The sequence below is a fragment of the Collinsella aerofaciens genome, from assembly GCF_039752775.1.
GTDB lineage: Bacteria > Actinomycetota > Coriobacteriia > Coriobacteriales > Coriobacteriaceae > Collinsella > Collinsella aerofaciens_R.
Genome location: NZ_JBDMGT010000002.1, coordinates 51148 through 67109, shown reverse-complemented (window position 1 = coordinate 67109; position 15962 = coordinate 51148). Strand labels below are relative to the sequence as shown.

Below are 15962 nucleotides of genomic sequence, written 5' to 3'. Positions count from 1 at the left end.
TGCGTGCGAGGCGTGGGACGGCTTTTCGGCTGACGACGTCCTCATAGTTCCGATTCCGTAGGCGGGACCCCGATCGTGTCCGTTTGTAGGCGATTGGGGTCCCGTTTTTGCGTTGCACGATAGAAAGGATATACATGGAGAAAACTGCCGAGCAGCTGCGCCGCGAACACATTGCCCTAGAGGGCGACACCCACGGTAAGAATAAATGGGCGATTCTGTTCACCGTGCTCGTCATGACCTTTATGGTGTGTTTGGATTCGACCGTCGTGACCGTGGCGCTGCCCGTGATGCAAAAGGAGCTGGGCGTGGGCCTCGATCGCATTCAGCTGGTGAGCTCGGTGTACCTGCTTGCGACATGCGTGGCTATGTTGCCGTTTGGCCGTCTGGGTGACGTGCGCGGCAAGGTGAATGTGTTCCAGCTGGGTGTCATCGTCTTTTCGGTCGGTTCGCTGCTGTGCGGCCTTTCGGCCTCGCTCGAGGTTCTTATCCTGGCACGCATTGTTCAGGGCGTCGGTTGCGCGGCGGCCATGGCTAACAACATGGGTATCATCACCGAGTCGTTTCCGGCGCGCGAACGAGGCCGTGCTATGGGTATTCTCGCGACCTTTGTGGCCCTCGGCATGATGTGTGGCCCCGTGCTCGGCGGCATGCTGGTGGCAAGCTTTCCTTGGGAGAGCATCTTCCTCATCAACCTGCCCATTGGCGTCATCTCGTTTATCGTGGGGCTCTACACGCTGCCGCATGTAAAGCCGGAGGCCGGCGAGCGCCCCATGTCGCTGGCGGAGGCCGCGCGTCGCTGCTTTGCAAATTCGGCCTTCACCATCAACCTTGCCTGCATGCTCATCGTGTTCGTTGGTATTGGCGCATCCGAGTTTATCCTGCCGTTCTATTTTCAGGACGCCCACGGCTTTGGTTCCGACATTTCCGGATTGCTGTTTTTGGCGCTGCCGATGGTGAATGCCTTTATCGGCCCGCTTTCGGGTGCGGTTTCGGACCGTGTTGGCTGCGAGGGTCCCACGGCGGTCGGCCTGGGCGTGTACGTGTGCGGGCTCTTTGCGGTAAGTACGCTCGACGAGCACTCTTCCATCCCTGTGATTGTGTGCTGTGCCGCGTTTATGTCGTGCGGTACGTCGATTTTCCAGAGCCCCAACAACTCGCTGTATATGGGCTCGGCTCCGCGCGAAGCGCTCGGCTTTGCGGGCAGCCTGGGTAGTTTGGCACGCTACGCCGGCATGGCGCTCGGCATTACGGCGGCGTCGCATATCCTGTATGGGCAGATGAGCGTGGCAATGGGCGAGGCCGTGACCAGTTTTGTTACAGGTCGTCCGGACGTATTCCTATTCGGCTTTCGCTCGGTGTTCTACGTACTCATGGCTGTGGCCGCCGTGGGCTTTGCGCTTGCCATGGTGCGTTTGGTGAAGATGCGCGCCCGCCATTAGCATGTTGGGAGGCTGTCTGCCACGATTCGCGCCGTCCCAAAAAGACTGGTTTGTGGTGCGATGTGGCTTGTGGGGCGGGCGGGGGTCGGTCCGTGGTAGACTATCGAACAACGTTTATTAATCGCGCGGTATCGTTGCCGCGAGAAGGGGTTGCGCCATGCAGGAGCTTGAGGATCGTATTCGCCATGACGGCATCGTAAAGGCCGGTAACGTCCTTAAGGTTGATGCCTTCCTCAACCACCAGTGCGACGTTGAGCTGTTCGACCACATGGGCGCCGAATGGGCCCGTCTGTTCGAGGGTGTCGAGATCAACAAGATCCTGACGATTGAGGCTTCGGGTATTGGTATGGCCTGCATCGCAGCTCAGCATTTTGGCGGCGTGCCGGTGGTCTTTGCAAAGAAGGCCCAGTCCATCAACCTTGACGGCGAGCAGTATGCCACGACCATCTACTCCTTTACCAAGCAGAAGGAGTACCCGGTCATTGTCGGCAAGCGCTTTCTGTCCGAGGGCGATAAGGTCCTGATTATCGACGACTTCCTGGCCAACGGCTGCGCGCTTGAGGGCCTTATTAAGATCTGCGAGGCTGCGGGCGCCGAAGTTGCCGGCATTGGCATTGCCGTTGAGAAGGGCTTCCAGGGCGGCGGCGATAAGCTCCGTAAGCGCGGCTTCCGCGTTGAGAGCTTGGCCCGTATCGCCGATATGGACTGCGAGAACGGCGAGATCACCTTCGCCTAAGCGCGCAACATAAGCGATTGGTATGCGATGTGACAAAGGGACTGTCCCTTTGTCACATTTTTTGTATGAGGGGAGGTGTTGATATGGACGAGAACAAGATGGGCTGGCGCGAGTATGCGCGCTTTGCCGAGATGTCGGTTGAGGAGCTGGCGCGCGATTGCGAGGTACAGGTGTTTCGCGCGACGGGTCCGGGTGGGCAGGGCGTGAACACGACGGACTCTGCGGTGCGCATGAAACATGGGCCCACGGGGATTGTCGTGACGGCGCGTGAGAGCCGCAGCCAGTTTCAGAATCGCGCGAGCTGCCTGCGTAAGCTGCGCGCTGAGCTTGAGCGTCGCGGGCGTCCACCGCGTCGACGCGTAAAGACCAAGGTGCCTCAGCGCTCTCGCCAGCGCAGGCTTAATGACAAGCACTTCAACGCCATTAAAAAGGCCAACCGTCGCAAGCCGGGCGGGGAGGAATAGCCTCCTCGTAAGTTGCGGTGAAATAGGGACTGTTTATGCAGCTAAAGCCGTAAGACAGTCCCTATTTCACCGCAACTTAGGTGGGGTTAGCGGGTGGGGTGCCAGACCTCGAGGGCGCCGGCGAGGATGTCGACCTCGATGCGTGAGGCGACAACGGGCTCGCCGTCGGCCTGGATGGGGTAGTCGGGCTCCTCCAAGGTGAGCGCGGCATGGCGGCATCGGCGCATGCGAACCGGTGGCAACTTGGTATGGTGGCCGTCCTTAGCCGAAAGAAACATAGGCAGGGCAACCGCGCGAGGGACGGGGCCGCAGGCGTAGCAGACGTCGAGCATGCCGTCGCAGGGGTCGGCATCGGGGCAGATACGATAGCCCGAGCCATACGTGGGGCCCAGCTGAATCGCCATGATGATCGCCCTCACGCGCTCGGCGGGCGCGTCGTCAAAGCTGGCTGTCATGGGGTAATTGCGATAGCGTAGGCCAAACTGCTCAAGTCCCGAGAGAGTGTAGAGCGGAGTGCCGGCGAGACCCGTCTTTTTGCGCAGCTCGGTGGTGCCCAGGCCGATGGCGGCATCGATGCCGATCGAAAGCGTCTGGTCGTAGTACTCAACGGAAGCCTCGCCGCTACCGCTTGCGGGGTTCCATGAGCGAATGCGCCCGATGTCCTGACGCTGCAGCTCGCAGGAGAGCAGCGCGCCAAAATCCTTACCGGAGAAATCGTCGATGCCGAGTGTTTGGGCAAAATCGTTGCCGGAGCCCACGGGTAGGATGGCGAGAGCGGGGCGGACCGCCTCATCCTGCGTCATAAGCCCGTTGACGACCTCGTGAATCACGCCGTCGCCGCCAAGGGCGATAACGGTGCGATAGCCCTGAGCCTGTGCGGCAAGCTCCTTGGCGTGTCCCATGCGCTCGGTTAGCACCAGGTCAAACTGGGATGCGCGTGCAGTCATGTCCATAAAGCGTTGCAGGCGCTCGGCAACTTCGCGCGCCGCACCCAACTGGGCGGCTGGGTTGGCGATGATGAGCGTGAGGCCAAAATCAGTTGCGTGCATGGGGCGACTCCCGGCGTATGACGTGACGGTGCGGTCGCGCTCAGGTCGAATTGCCCCCGATTGTGGCTGCACGTCGAATACTTACGTCTACTCTATCAGGTCGTTGTGGCGCTCGATAGCATCCGCTACCGTACCGCCCTCATCTACAATAAGCGAACGGCGCTTGGGCGAGATAATGCGCTGGGCGGGGTACACGCCGCGGTGTCCGGCGGTTAGGTAGCTGATAAAGGCCACGATGACAAAGAACCCGGCAGCCGTGCCGTGGAACAGGTCGATGGCCATCATACAGGTGGTGATAGGCACGTTAAGGCCGGCGCAGAACACGCCGAGCATGCCCAGCGCTGCCAGAAAGCTGGGATCGATTCCGACGAGGCAACCTATCCAGCCGCCGAGCGCCGCACCGATGCCAAACAGGGGCGTGACCTCGCCGCCTTGGAAGCCCGCGCCCAGGGTAAGCGCTGTGACGACCAACTTGATGGCTGCGTCCGCCAGGGTGGTGTTGCCGGCAAATCCGGCGCCGGAAAGCCACGTGGAAAGGCCGGCGTAGTTCCAGGCGTCGAGGAGGGCATAGGCGGCCAAAACCACGAGTGCGCCGATGAGTGCGCGAACGAGGTAATTGGTGATAAAGCGACCGTAGAGGCTCTTGACGGTTCGAACCGACCAGGCAAAGAGGCGTGCCGTCAGACCGAAGATAATTGCGCTGATAACAACGATGACGACCGTTTTGGGCGTCATAGCGGGAACGCTGGCGATAACATTCGCCTCGTACTCGGTTCCCAAGGCAAGCGACGAAAAGTAGCCGGTAAACGAGGCGACCAGGCAGTAGATGCCCGCGGTGTAGTCGATTTTGCCGATAAAGCACATCTCCATGCCAAAGAAAGCTCCGGCAAGGGGCGAGCCGAATACGGCGCCAAAGGCCGACGAGATGCCGGCGAGCATGAGGTCGTGGTGGTCATGCTTTTTGAGGTGGGCGAGGCTCGAGATGTTGCTGGCGATGGTGCCGCCAATCTGCACCGCAGCCCCCTCGCGACCGGCCGATCCGCCGGTGAGGTGCGTGAGCGTGGAGCAGACGAAGGTGAGAACGGCCATGCGCATATGGATAAGGCGTGTGCCCAGGGCGGAGTCGATGACCAGATTGTTACCTCGTTTGGCGGCAAGGCCGTGGTTTTTGTACACCCATGCGGTGGCAACGCCCGCAACGGGAAGCAACGCGTAAATCCACACGTGGTGCTCGCGATAATCGGTCGCGATATTCAGCGAGGCCAAAAATGCCCAAGCGGCAACACCCATGGCGAGCGAGACGATGACGACGAGTGCGAGCAACTTGGCGCTCGCGAGTAGGTTGCGGACGTTGCGGCGCGTGTCGGCAGCCAAGAGATGCTCGGAGCGGGTGAGCTGATGCCTGCCTGCCATGATGACGTCGTTCAGGGAGAAAAAACCGCCATCGTCGAGCGGCTGGGGATGATCCTGCGCTTCGTTTGCGCTTTCGGGTTTGTCGTTATGAGCCATACGTTCCTCTTTTAGGTTGCAACGCAAGCATTATAAAACGCGGTAAACGCGACGAGCCGGTGGGTTGGTTTCCATTCTGTTTCGCGGCCTGCAACCGACAGGTGTATTTGCGGGTTCAGGCCGAGTCGCGGCCATGCGTCGGGGGATTATACTGAGGCAAGCATAAAGAATCGGCGTCCTTGTTGTGCGCCGTGGCATTAAGAGGTGCATATGGCAGAGAAACTCATTCCGCTGGAGGACGCGCAGTCGATTGTCCTGTCGCACGTTGCTCCGACCGATCTCGTCGAGATTCCCGTGTGGCAGGCGGCTGGTTTTCCCTTGGCCGAGGATGCGGTGGCCGATATCGACATTTCGCCGTTTGCCAACAGCGCTATGGACGGGTATGCCGTGCGCGCAGCCGATCTTGCTGCGGCCACCGGTGACACTCCGGTGACGCTCTCCGTCGTAGGACATGAGGCAGCGGGCCATGTCTTTGAGGGCGTGGTCGGCGCGGGCGAGACGGTCCGCATTATGACAGGCGCGCCAGTACCCGAAGGTGCCGATGCCGTGGTGAAGTACGAGATCGTCGACGTACTCGATGGCGATGGCAACGAGGGCTCGCACGTTCGCTTCTCGGCGCCTGCCAAGGTAGGGGAGAACGTTCGCTCGGCTGCCGAGGAGGCCCATGCCGGCGATGTTGTGATGCACGCCGGCGAGGTCGTGGCTCCGGCCGGCGCCGGCTTGCTGGCAAGCGCCGGATACGCGAGCGTGAAGGTGCACGCTGCCCCGCGCGTGGGCATCATTTCGCTGGGCACGGAACTGGTCGCACCGAGTAGGGTACCGGCACGCGGTCAGATTCGCGATTCCAACTCCTCGGCGCTGATGGCCGAGGCGCTCGATGTAGGAGCCGAGCCCGTGTTCTACGGCATCGCTCCCGATGATGAACAGGCGATTGCCGAGCTCGTACATCGTGCCGTGCAGGAGTGCGATTTTGTCATTACGAGCGGTGGCGCCTCGGCGGGCGATTACGACTATGTGACGGCGCTGGTCAAGCGCGAGGGCGAGGTTCTGTTCGATCGGATCTCGATGCGTCCCGGCAAGGCCATTACGTTTGGCTTGCTCGGGGGTAAGCCTTACCTGGGGCTTTCAGGCAATCCGGCCGCGGCGTATGTGGGCTTCGAGATGCTCGCCCGCCCGGCGATTCGTAAGATGCGCGGCTTTGCCGAGGGCGCGCGTCCCGTGCAGCAGGCGACGCTCACGCACGGTGTGAAAAAGCGCCAGGACCGACGCTTCTTCGATCGCGCCACGGTTTTGCGCGACCCCGAGACCGGTGAGCTGTTGGTGACCGAGGCCAAGACGCAGAATTCGGCGCTGCTCGGCACGATGCAGCGGGCCAACTGCCTGCTGCGTATTGACGAAGGACCGTGCGAGCTCAAGGCGGGAGATGTCGTGGACGTCGTGCGTGTCGACCTGCCTGAGGGAACGGTGCTATAGGAGGATCGCTATGGAGTTGAAGATTTCGATTGTGACGTGCTCGGATACGCGCGATCTTGCCCAGGACGAGGCTGGAGCCGCACTCGAGGAACTTATCGAGGCGCAGGGCTGGACGGTCGCCTCACATGTGGTCGTGCGCGATGACGTCAGCGAGATTGGTGATGCCATTGTGGAAGCCGCCGATGAGTGCCACGCCAATGTCGTGCTCACCTGCGGCGGCACGGGGCTTTCGATGCGCGATGTGACGCCCGAGGCGACGCGTGCCGTCTGCGACCGCGATGTGCCGGGTATTGCAGAGGCAATTCGTGCGTACTCGATGACCAAGACGCGCCGCGCTATGCTCTCGCGTGCTATTTGCATGCAACGAGGTCATACACTTGTCGTAAACTTTCCCGGTTCCACGAAGGCCGCCCGCGAAAGCTGGGAGGCCATAGCGGACCAGCTGGAGCACGCGGCTCAGATGACAGCGGGCGGCGGACATACCAACTAAGCTATTTACCTGCGGTGGGGCGACCTTATCGGTCGCTCCGCTTTTGTTTTCCGCCGAATCGACGCCGAGGTGTACGGTAACTCGAAACTATATTCTCTAGCGAGAATAATTTCTCACTACCATTATTCGCACGGAAGTATAATCTGATTGCAGATTAAAGCCTGCGGCGGGGTGCCCGGGCATAGCGTTCGAAAGGGTTGAACATGTTCGATATGGTTTCTCGCCGCGGATTCGTCTCGCTCTCTGCTGCCGTCGCTGCCGGCCTTGGTCTTGCCGGCTGCTCGGACAACAAGACGTCCGAGCCGGCCGGATCCGATGCCGGCTCCGCCAAGGCCTCTTCCAAGAAGGAAACCGTCGAACTGCAGGTCTTTGCCGCCAACTCCCTCGAGAAGGCCCTTCCCGAGGTCCAGGAGCTCTACACCGACCAGACCGGCACCACCTTCGCCGACACGCAGTTCAAAGCGTCCGGCGACCTTGTCGAGCAGATGCGCGCCGGTGCCGCCGTCGACGTGCTCATCACCGCTTCCAAGGGCACCATGGATGACGCTGAGACCGCCGAACTCGTCGACGCCGACACGCGTGAGGACATGTTCGTCAACGACCTCGTGATCATTCGCGCCGAGGGCTCCGACGCCAAGGTCGAGGCCATCGCCGACGTCGCGAACCTGGACGGCAAGATTGCCATTGGCGACGCCAAGACCGTTCCCGCCGGCAAGTATGCCAACCAGGCCCTGGCCTCCGTGGGCCTCTACACCGGCACCGAGGGCGACGATGGCGAGTATGCGCCCGAACTCGCCGACAAGGTGGCCCTGGCCGATAAGGTCGGCACCGCTGCCGCCTACGTCTCTACGGGCGACTGCGTGGCCGGTTTTGTCTACAGCTCCGATATCTTCCGCTACGACGGCATCGAGGAGGCCTTCGTGTGCCCCGAGGATTCGCACAAGCCCATCGTGTATCCGGGTGCCGTTGCCGAGAGCTCCGAGCATGCCGACGAGGCCAAGGCGTTCATCGACTTCTGTCTGACCAACAAGAAGGCTCAGAAGATTTGGGCTAAGTACGGCTTTGAGCTTTCCGCGTAGTGCGGCTTGGCGCGATAATTCCATCGTTTTGTGTTTCACTCCGTCCTTGTATTCGCTTGGAGCTTTTCGTGCTTAATAGATTCCGCATGCTTGTCACCTGTGCTTTGACCTTTGCGCTTTGCTGGGTGCCGGGATTTGCGTTTGCTGGGGATGCTGAGGACGGGGCCCAGGTTGCTGCGACCGCTCATGGGCTTTCCTATGGGATCGAGGGTTTTGAGCGGCTGGCCAAGGGGACCGCTCGTGCCATGGAGGGCCAGCCTGAGGGCTACCGGTTTCCCGTTGACGAGGACGTGGACCTTGTGGTGGCGCCTGCTGCCGATCGCGTTGTTGTGTGGATATCGCCCAAGGCGGTCGAGAAGTATGGATTTGATCCGCAGGACAACGAGTGCGTATCGGGTCTCAAAGCCCTCGTCTGTGAGCTCGACAGCGCAAACTGCATGGGAGGTGCGCAGCTAGGGGACGTGGATCTTCCTTGGTATGTCACGGCGGAAACAACGTTTGATGCCGGCGGGTATACCTATGGCTTTGACGAGCGCGGTGCGGATGGGGACCGTTATGTGGTGATTGCATCAGCCTCGGGTGATGCCAAGGGCGGCGCGCGTTGGCTTGATAGCGCTCAAATGGTAGAAGCGTCGTCTGTCGTGTTGCGGGATGAGCGGGGGCCCTTGACCTCTCTGGCCTCCTTATTGGGCGGCATCGACTACCGACCGTTTTGGGTGTCTATTAAAACGAGTGGCCTTGCCCTGCTGATCTCCTTTGCACTGGGCCTGTTCGCCGCGTGGAAGACTATGGGTACCTCGAGCCGCGTGAAGGGTTTGCTCGATTCGGTCTTTACGATTCCCATGGTGCTGCCGCCCACGGTCTGCGGCTTTCTGCTGCTTATGCTGTTTGGCCGCTTGACCGGGGTGGGCCAGTGGCTCATTGCGCACGGCATCTCGATTGTCTTTACGTGGCCCGCGGCGGTGATCTCTGCCGTGGTGGTGTCGTTCCCGCTCGTCTATCGTACGGCACTCGGAGCCTTCGAGAGTCTCGACACGCAGATGCTCGATGCGGCGCGCACGCTGGGCTGGTCCGAGCGTCGCATCTTCACCAAGCTTATGATGCCGCTTGGCTGGCCCTCGATTGCCGCCGGCACGGTGCTCGCCTTTGCCCGTGCGATGGGCGAGTTTGGCTGCACCCTGTTCTTTGCGGGCAACTACGCCGGCATTACCCAGACCATCCCCATCGCCATTTACTTTGAGTGGATGGGCGGCAACACCTCGGTGGCCCTCTTTTGGGTCGCCGTCGTGATCGTGTTTAGTTTCCTGGTCATCCTGTTCATCAACATGTACACGGCGCATTCGCAAAAGTATCGCGAACGGGGCCTTTCCCGTGCGGAGCGCAAGCAGGCCAAAGAGTTTGCCGGACAGGGCGATTCGCTCGATCCGGCGGGCGGCGATGCCTTGCGTATCGATCGCGAGGCGCTGGCCGAGCTCATGCGCGATGATGCTGCGCCGCAGGGAGGTCTATAGGTCATGTCACTCGTTCTGGATATCAAAAAGCGTTATCCCGGGTTTATGCTCGACATGCAGCTTGAGGCCGGCGAGGAGCGCGTGGCCTTGCTCGGTGCCTCCGGATGTGGCAAGAGCTGCACGCTGCGCTGCATTGCCGGCGTGGAGACGCCCGACGAGGGCAAGATCGTCGTCAACGGCGTGACCTTTTTTGACTCGGCGGCTGGCATCAACCTGTCACCCCAGGAGCGAAAATGCGCCCTGTTGTTCCAAAACTATCAGCTGTTTCCCAACATGACGGTGGCCGATAACGTATGCGCCGGTGTAAAGGATGCTGGCGACGCCGCCGCGCGCAAAAAGCTCGCCGAGCGCTATCTGGGCATTTTCGGTCTGGCCGATTTTGTCGATCGCTACCCCGCGCGACTCTCGGGCGGGCAGCAGCAACGCGTGGCGCTTGCCCGTATGGTGGCGGCGCATCCGGGCATTTTTATGTTCGACGAGCCCATGAGCGCACTCGATGCGTATCTCAAGAGCGCGCTTGAGCAAAACATGCTCGACCTGTTCGACGTCTGCAACCGTACCGTGCTCTACGTGAGCCACGACATCGACGAAGCGTGCCGCCTGTGTCAGCGCATCTGCGTGATGCACGACGGGCATGTGGAGGAGATCGGCTCCATCGAGGACGTGGTCCGTCGTCCGCAGACGCTGGCGGCACTGCGCCTGACGGGCTGCAAGAATACGAGCCGCGCGCGCAAGATCGGCGACGAAGAAGTTGAGGCCCTCGACTGGGGCATGACCTTTAATGTGGGCCGTGAGGTTCGAGATGACGTGGCGTACCTCGGTATTCGTGCGAGCTACTTCCATGTTGACAATCGCGCGGAGCGGGGCCGTAACAGCTACGATTTGCACGTGGCTCGTGTGAGCGATTCGCGCTTTGAGCGGCTGGTGCTGCTGGACGTGCCGCGCGTCGATGCGCCCACGCGTCTGCAGTGGAAGGTCAACAAGGTGGGCGTGCCTGTCGACGAGCTGCCGCAAGCAGGCGAGACGCTACGCATGCACTTCGATGCGAGTAAGATCCATTTGGTTTGTCGATAGCGCCGGGTAATGCCGTCGGGGATATAAGCCTCGGCGGCTTTGTCTTGCCGTTCGCCGAATGATGGATGACAAACTCTTATCAACACAGATAATAAATTATTAAACGACGGCACACGACGCTGTCGTACGCATGTCGGCGGTGTTCGTCTGGACGACAACCGTTGATATAGTTACCTTCGACGAGAAAAGGAGGGTGCGCCGGTGCTGCAGATGACATATTCGCGTCGCGTTGCCGCGCGCGCCCTGTATATGGCTCGGAGCCGCATATGAGCAGGTATGTTCACGGCTCCGGGAGAGACGACGCACAACTAAATAATCAGCTGCAAAGCGGGTTCCCCAAAATTCCGGGTTTGAGCGCGGCTGGGTTTTCGCCACCCACCGTGCAGGAATACCGTAGCTATTCATTTTTGGTTCGAGAGGGGAACCGTCATGGCTGAAGAATTTGATTTCCATCCGATGTGGGAGAGCCTCGGCATGAATCTTGCCGACCACGACATGCTGCTGGGCGCCGTGGGTCAGATGTACGGCGACATGTTCCTGACGCAGAACAATCGCCCCAAGTCCACGTCCTACCTGGATTTTGTCGCCACCAACATCCATAGCGGCCGTATTAAGGAGATGCTCGACAAGAAGGAGGCCGGCGAGGCCACCAAGATCGTCGGTTCGTTCTGTGTGTACGTGCCCGAGGAGATCGTGCTTGCCTGCGACGGCATCCCCGTGGGCCTGTGCTCGGGTGCCGATTGGGCAACCGATAAGGTCGAGGAGCACCTGCCGCGCAACACCTGCCCGCTTATCAAGAGCTTTGCCGGCTTTAAGCTGGGCGAGGTCTGCCCCTATATCGAGTCGAGCGACCTGGTGGTAGGCGAGAACACCTGCGATGGCAAGAAGAAAGCTTACGAGTTCTTTGCCACGCAAAAGAACATGTACGTCATGGATATTCCCAACGTACACGACGAGTCGACGCTCGTGACCTGGAAGGCCGAGGTTAAAAAGCTTGCCGCCAAGATCGAGGAAGAGTGTGACGTCAAGATTACGCCTGAGCGTCTGAAGACCGCCATCCGCGCCGTCAATGAGAAGCGTCGCGCCCTGCAGCGCCTCGCTGCCACGCGCGCTGCCGACCCGGCGCCCATCAGCGGTCTCGATAGCCTGCTGACCGTGCAGGCAGCCTTTATGGACGACACGCCGCGTCTGACCGGAGCCATTAACGATATGGCGGCTGAGTGCGAGCAGCGTGTTGAGACCGGCGAGGGCGTGGCGCCCAAGGGGACCAAGCGCATCCTGTACACCGGCACGCCCATGGCCGTGCCCAACTGGAAGCTGTTCAACCTCATCGAGAAGGCCGGCGGCGTTGTGGTAGGCGAGGAGTCCTGCACGGGCTCGCGCTACTACAAGGACCTGGTCGACGAGTCCGGCGAGACGGTCGACGAGATGCTCGACGCCATCGCCGAGCGCTACTTTAAGATCAACTGCGCTGTCTTTACGCCCAACGACCAGCGTATGAAGGACATTGTCCAGATGGCCAAGGACCTGCATGCAGACGGTATCGTCGACGTGGCCCTGCAGTTCTGCACGCTCTACGAGATGGAGTCGTTTGCCGTGGAGAAGGCTGCCGAGGAGGCCGGCATTCCGTTTATGCACATCACGACCGACTACGCCGGCGAGGATGCAGGCCAGCTACAAACCAGGATTGAGGCTTTCTTGGAAACCATTTAGGGCTATCCGTCCCGGCGGCTTTCCCGGACACCCGATCTTGCCGTTCAAACCGTCGCTTGCGTGTCAAAGTACGCGGCGCTCCTCTTTCACGGCAACCTCGGGCACCTGGGAAAGCCGTTTCCTTGGTTGGCTAAAAGGTTTGTTAAGGAGTTATATGTCGGAAAATATTGAGCAGCCATTGCCGTCCACGTTTGAGGAGTTCAACGAGCAGCGCAAGGCGGCGTTTATTCGCGTCAAGGATTACAAACAGGCCGGCAATCGCCTGGTCGGCTTTTTGTGCAGCTATACGCCGCTCGAGATTATCGACGCCGCGGGCGCTGCAAGTGTGGCCTTGTGCGGCACGTCCGATGAGGTGATTCCCGAGGCCGAGAAGGTGCTGCCGGCAAACCTCTGCCCGCTCATCAAGTCGACCTACGGCTTTGCCTACTCGCAAAAGTGTCCGTTTACGTACTTTAGCGACATGATCATCGGCGAGACCACCTGCGACGGCAAAAAGAAGATGTACGAGTTGCTCAACGAGCTCAAGCGCACGCACATTCTGCATCTTCCGCAGGGTCGCGATCGTGCCTACGAGCGTGAAAGCTGGTACGAGGAGTGCCGCCTGCTCAAGGAGGAGCTCGAGGGCTTCTACGGCATTACGATTACTGATGACGACCTGCGCGCCGCCGTCCGTCGCCGCAATCGCCTGCGTGCGGCGCAGCTCGATATGTTCGCGCTTCAGGCCAACCAGCCTGCGGCCATGAGTGGCGTTGACCTGATGAGCACTATGTTTGCCGGTACGTTCAGCTTTGATATCGAGGCCTATACGCAGCAGCTGGAGCAAAAGGTCGCCAAGCTGCGCGAGGCCTACGATGCGGGCGAGCGCCCGGTTGCGGCGGATGCCAAGCGCATTCTGATCACCGGTTGCCCGGTGGGCGGCGTGATCAACAAGATCGGCCGTACTATCGAGTCCAACGGCGGTGTGGTCGTGTGTATGGACGACTGCTCGGGCGAGCGCACGGCGGCCATGATGATCGACCCGGAGGCTCCCGATATCCTGCGCGCCATCGCCGACCGCTACCTGGACATCAACTGCTCGGTCATGACGCCCAACGTCGGTCGTATGGAAAATACGCTGGCCATGTGCGAGAAGTATCACGTTGATGGCGTGGTCGAAAACGTGCTCCAGGCCTGCCACACCTTTAACGTGGAGAGTGCTCGCATGCAGGAGGCTGTCGAGAGCGCGGGTATTGCGTATATGAAGATCGAGACCGACTACAGCAACGGCGACATGGGTCAGATCGAGACTCGCATCGCCGCCTTCATCGAAACCCTCTAGCTTTCTCAGGCACCGGATCTTGCCCCTCAAACCGTCGCTTGCGTACCCAAAGTACGCTGCGCTCCTCTTTCGGGGCAATCTCCGGCACCTGAGAAACCTAGAGCTAAGGCGCCTGAACGCGCCGCTACCTTTGATGTTTAGATTGGGAAAGAGCCATGATAGGGATCGGGATCGATATCGGGTCTACGGCGGCTAAGGCTGCTGTGGTCAATGGGGAGGGTTCGGTGGCGTGGACGTGCGTGCAGCCAACCGGGTTTTCCTCGGTCGATGCGGCCGAGCGCCTGCGCGGTGAGCTCGCTGCAGCCGGCTATGACGTGACGGCTGAAGATGCTCGCGTGGTCGCGACTGGCTACGGTCGTGTCGCCGTGCCCTATGCGCACAAGGTCGTGACCGAGATTACCTGCCACGGTACCGGTGCCGTGCTCCTGTTTGGTGACCACGGTACCGTGATCGACGTGGGCGGCCAGGACACCAAGGTCATTCAGCTTAAAGGCGGCCGCGTGGCCAAGTTTGCCATGAACGACAAGTGCGCCGCCGGCACGGGGCGCTTTCTGGAGATCATGGCCGACCGCCTGGGCATTACCCAGCAGCAGATGGCCGACCTTGCGCGTTCCGGTGAGCCCACCAAGATATCCAGCATGTGCACGGTCTTTGCCGAAAGCGAGGTCATCAGCCTGATCGGTCGCGGTGAGCCGCGCGAGAACATTGCGCGCGGCGTGATCGACAGCGTGGTCTCGCGCGTGGCCACTATGGCCGGGCAGGCAGCGGGCGCCCCGTACTATCTGACCGGTGGCCTGTGCGAGAACGCCTTCGTGGTGGAGCGGTTGGGCGAGCTACTGGGGTCGCCGGTGACCACCTCGCCCCAGGCTCGCTTTGCCGGAGCGATCGGCGCGGCCATTCGAGCCCAGGCGCTCATGTAAGGGGCGGTGTCATTCGCCGTCCGCTCTCGGCGCCGCCATGCGTATACTGGGAGGAACTGATTGACCTATGAGAGGAGGAATCGATGGCTGACGATGTTATTAAGCTCACGTCTATGACAGCCGCGAGCGGTTGAGCCGCTAAGTTGGCTCCCGGAGCCCTCGCCCAGGTCCTGGGCGATTTACCCAATGTGCATAACGACAACTTGCTCGTGGGATTCGATACCTCCGACGATGCGAGCGTCTTTCGCGTTGGCGATAACTTAGGCCTCGTGCAGTCCATCGACTTCTTCCCGCCGATGGTCGACGACCCGTTCCTGTTTGGCCAGATCGCCGCGGCCAACTCGCTGTCGGATATCTACGCTATGGGCGGACGGCCGAGCCATGCCATGAACCTGCTCTGCATCCCCAATTGCTTGGGTGTCGAGGTTGCCGGTCAGATTCTGGCGGGCGGCGCCGACAAGTGCGTCGAGGCGGGTTGCTCCATCGCGGGCGGCCACACCATCAACGACGACGAGCCCAAGTACGGCTTGTCCGTGAGCGGCTTTGTCGCGCTTGACCGTATGCTCGCCAACAGCGGCGCGCGCGTGGGCGATGCGTTACTACTGACCAAGGCGATCGGCTCGGGCATCATCACCACGGCCATTAAGGGCGAGCTCATCGAGCAGGACGAGGCCGCAGCCATGTTTGACTCGATGCGCACCCTCAACGAGGCCCCGATCCGTTTGGCCGAGGGGCTCGAACTTCATGGCTGCACCGACATTACGGGCTTTGGTCTGATCGGGCACGCGTGCGAGATGGCCGAGGGCTCGGGCGTGCAAATCGAGCTCGCGTCGGGGGCGGTGCCGCTCTTTGACCAGGTGCTCGACATGGCGCGTCTGGGCATTATCCCTGCGGGCTCCTACCGCAACCAGGACTTCTTTGGCCCGCGCGCGGCTGCCGACGAGGATCTGGAGTCGGGCATGCTGGATGCGCTGTACGATCCGCAGACGTCTGGTGGCCTACTCATCGCGGCGCCTGCTGCCGATGTGGATGAGCTTGCGCGTCGTTTACATGCCGAAGGGCGCGTTGCCGCCGTTGTCGGGCGCGTGTGCGAGCCGGTACCAGGCGGTCCTGCCATCCACGTTGTTCGCTAGCCCGCACGTTTATGTAACTGTTTACCGTTCTCTAGAACGGTTCTTTCGAAAGGA

13 protein-coding genes and 1 pseudogene are annotated in these 15962 nt (G+C 60.9%); 12 read left to right on the top strand and 2 right to left on the bottom strand.

The window, feature by feature from the left end; translation table 11 throughout:
• The first annotated feature begins 134 nt into the window (after positions 1 to 134).
• The 3 genes and pseudogenes from ABHR63_RS01125 to ABHR63_RS01115 all read left to right on the top strand — a co-directional run.
• Positions 135 to 1439 carry an MFS transporter gene (locus ABHR63_RS01125; protein WP_195620595.1) on the top strand — a complete coding sequence of 435 codons (1305 nt, stop codon included), beginning with the start codon at positions 135 to 137 and terminating at the stop codon, positions 1437 to 1439.
• Positions 1440 to 1596: 157 nt separating this feature from the next.
• Positions 1597 to 2175, top strand: coding sequence for a xanthine phosphoribosyltransferase (locus tag ABHR63_RS01120; protein WP_055286127.1), 579 nt, complete (start codon positions 1597 to 1599; stop codon positions 2173 to 2175).
• Positions 2176 to 2327: 152 nt separating this feature from the next.
• Positions 2328 to 2639: pseudogene (locus ABHR63_RS01115) on the top strand (peptide chain release factor-like protein); the annotation flags it as partial.
• A gap of 86 nt (positions 2640 to 2725) precedes the next feature.
• On the opposite strand, the gene ABHR63_RS01110 reads toward ABHR63_RS01115, so the two are convergent.
• Both ABHR63_RS01110 and ABHR63_RS01105 read right to left on the bottom strand, forming a co-directional pair.
• A complete protein-coding gene (locus ABHR63_RS01110; RefSeq protein ID WP_195620596.1) occupies positions 2726 to 3688 on the bottom strand; it encodes a diacylglycerol/lipid kinase family protein in 963 nt (320 codons plus the stop codon).
• An 87-nt stretch (positions 3689 to 3775) separates the two neighbouring features.
• A complete protein-coding gene (locus ABHR63_RS01105) occupies positions 3776 to 5197 on the bottom strand; it encodes a chloride channel protein (RefSeq protein ID WP_195568198.1) in 1422 nt (473 codons plus the stop codon).
• A 210-nt stretch (positions 5198 to 5407) separates the two neighbouring features.
• Between ABHR63_RS01105 and ABHR63_RS01100 the strand changes: the two genes are divergently transcribed.
• The 9 genes from ABHR63_RS01100 (at position 5408) to selD (ending at position 15908) form a co-directional block, all read left to right on the top strand.
• The gene (locus ABHR63_RS01100; RefSeq protein ID WP_195568199.1) at positions 5408 to 6670 is read left to right on the top strand and encodes a molybdopterin molybdotransferase MoeA; all 1263 of its coding nucleotides are present in this window, start codon (positions 5408 to 5410) and stop codon (positions 6668 to 6670) included.
• Between the two features lie 10 nt (positions 6671 to 6680).
• Positions 6681 to 7160, top strand: a complete 480-nt coding sequence (locus ABHR63_RS01095; protein WP_118080408.1) for a MogA/MoaB family molybdenum cofactor biosynthesis protein — start codon at positions 6681 to 6683, stop codon at positions 7158 to 7160.
• A 203-nt stretch (positions 7161 to 7363) separates the two neighbouring features.
• Entirely contained in the window at positions 7364 to 8239 is an 876-nt protein-coding gene (gene modA / locus ABHR63_RS01090; RefSeq protein WP_195620598.1) for a molybdate ABC transporter substrate-binding protein, read from the top strand.
• A 68-nt stretch (positions 8240 to 8307) separates the two neighbouring features.
• The gene (modB, locus tag ABHR63_RS01085; RefSeq protein ID WP_238057264.1) at positions 8308 to 9750 is read left to right on the top strand and encodes a molybdate ABC transporter permease subunit; all 1443 of its coding nucleotides are present in this window, start codon (positions 8308 to 8310) and stop codon (positions 9748 to 9750) included.
• A gap of 3 nt (positions 9751 to 9753) precedes the next feature.
• The gene (locus tag ABHR63_RS01080) at positions 9754 to 10824 is read left to right on the top strand and encodes a sulfate/molybdate ABC transporter ATP-binding protein (RefSeq protein ID WP_195620603.1); all 1071 of its coding nucleotides are present in this window, start codon (positions 9754 to 9756) and stop codon (positions 10822 to 10824) included.
• Between the two features lie 429 nt (positions 10825 to 11253).
• The gene (locus tag ABHR63_RS01075) at positions 11254 to 12537 is read left to right on the top strand and encodes a double-cubane-cluster-containing anaerobic reductase (RefSeq protein WP_346964921.1); all 1284 of its coding nucleotides are present in this window, start codon (positions 11254 to 11256) and stop codon (positions 12535 to 12537) included.
• A 154-nt stretch (positions 12538 to 12691) separates the two neighbouring features.
• Positions 12692 to 13855, top strand: coding sequence for a double-cubane-cluster-containing anaerobic reductase (locus ABHR63_RS01070; protein ID WP_195568207.1), 1164 nt, complete (start codon positions 12692 to 12694; stop codon positions 13853 to 13855).
• A 155-nt stretch (positions 13856 to 14010) separates the two neighbouring features.
• Entirely contained in the window at positions 14011 to 14775 is a 765-nt protein-coding gene (locus tag ABHR63_RS01065) for an acyl-CoA dehydratase activase (protein WP_195568208.1), read from the top strand.
• An 83-nt stretch (positions 14776 to 14858) separates the two neighbouring features.
• Positions 14859 to 15908: a selenide, water dikinase SelD gene (selD, locus tag ABHR63_RS01060; protein ID WP_346964922.1), complete on the top strand. Its 1050-nt coding sequence runs from the start codon at positions 14859 to 14861 to the stop codon at positions 15906 to 15908.
• Positions 15909 to 15962: the final 54 nt, after the last annotated feature.

Coding starts and splice junctions, on each gene's coding strand:
- ABHR63_RS01125 (WP_195620595.1), top strand. CDS start 135: ATGGAGAAAACTGCCGAGCAGCTGCGCCGCGAACACATTGCCCTAGAG.
- ABHR63_RS01120 (WP_055286127.1), top strand. CDS start 1,597: ATGCAGGAGCTTGAGGATCGTATTCGCCATGACGGCATCGTAAAGGCC.
- ABHR63_RS01110 (WP_195620596.1), bottom strand. CDS start 3,688: ATGCACGCAACTGATTTTGGCCTCACGCTCATCATCGCCAACCCAGCC.
- ABHR63_RS01105 (WP_195568198.1), bottom strand. CDS start 5,197: ATGGCTCATAACGACAAACCCGAAAGCGCAAACGAAGCGCAGGATCAT.
- ABHR63_RS01100 (WP_195568199.1), top strand. CDS start 5,408: ATGGCAGAGAAACTCATTCCGCTGGAGGACGCGCAGTCGATTGTCCTG.
- ABHR63_RS01095 (WP_118080408.1), top strand. CDS start 6,681: ATGGAGTTGAAGATTTCGATTGTGACGTGCTCGGATACGCGCGATCTT.
- modA (WP_195620598.1), top strand. CDS start 7,364: ATGTTCGATATGGTTTCTCGCCGCGGATTCGTCTCGCTCTCTGCTGCC.
- ABHR63_RS01080 (WP_195620603.1), top strand. CDS start 9,754: ATGTCACTCGTTCTGGATATCAAAAAGCGTTATCCCGGGTTTATGCTC.
- ABHR63_RS01075 (WP_346964921.1), top strand. CDS start 11,254: ATGGCTGAAGAATTTGATTTCCATCCGATGTGGGAGAGCCTCGGCATG.
- ABHR63_RS01070 (WP_195568207.1), top strand. CDS start 12,692: ATGTCGGAAAATATTGAGCAGCCATTGCCGTCCACGTTTGAGGAGTTC.
- ABHR63_RS01065 (WP_195568208.1), top strand. CDS start 14,011: ATGATAGGGATCGGGATCGATATCGGGTCTACGGCGGCTAAGGCTGCT.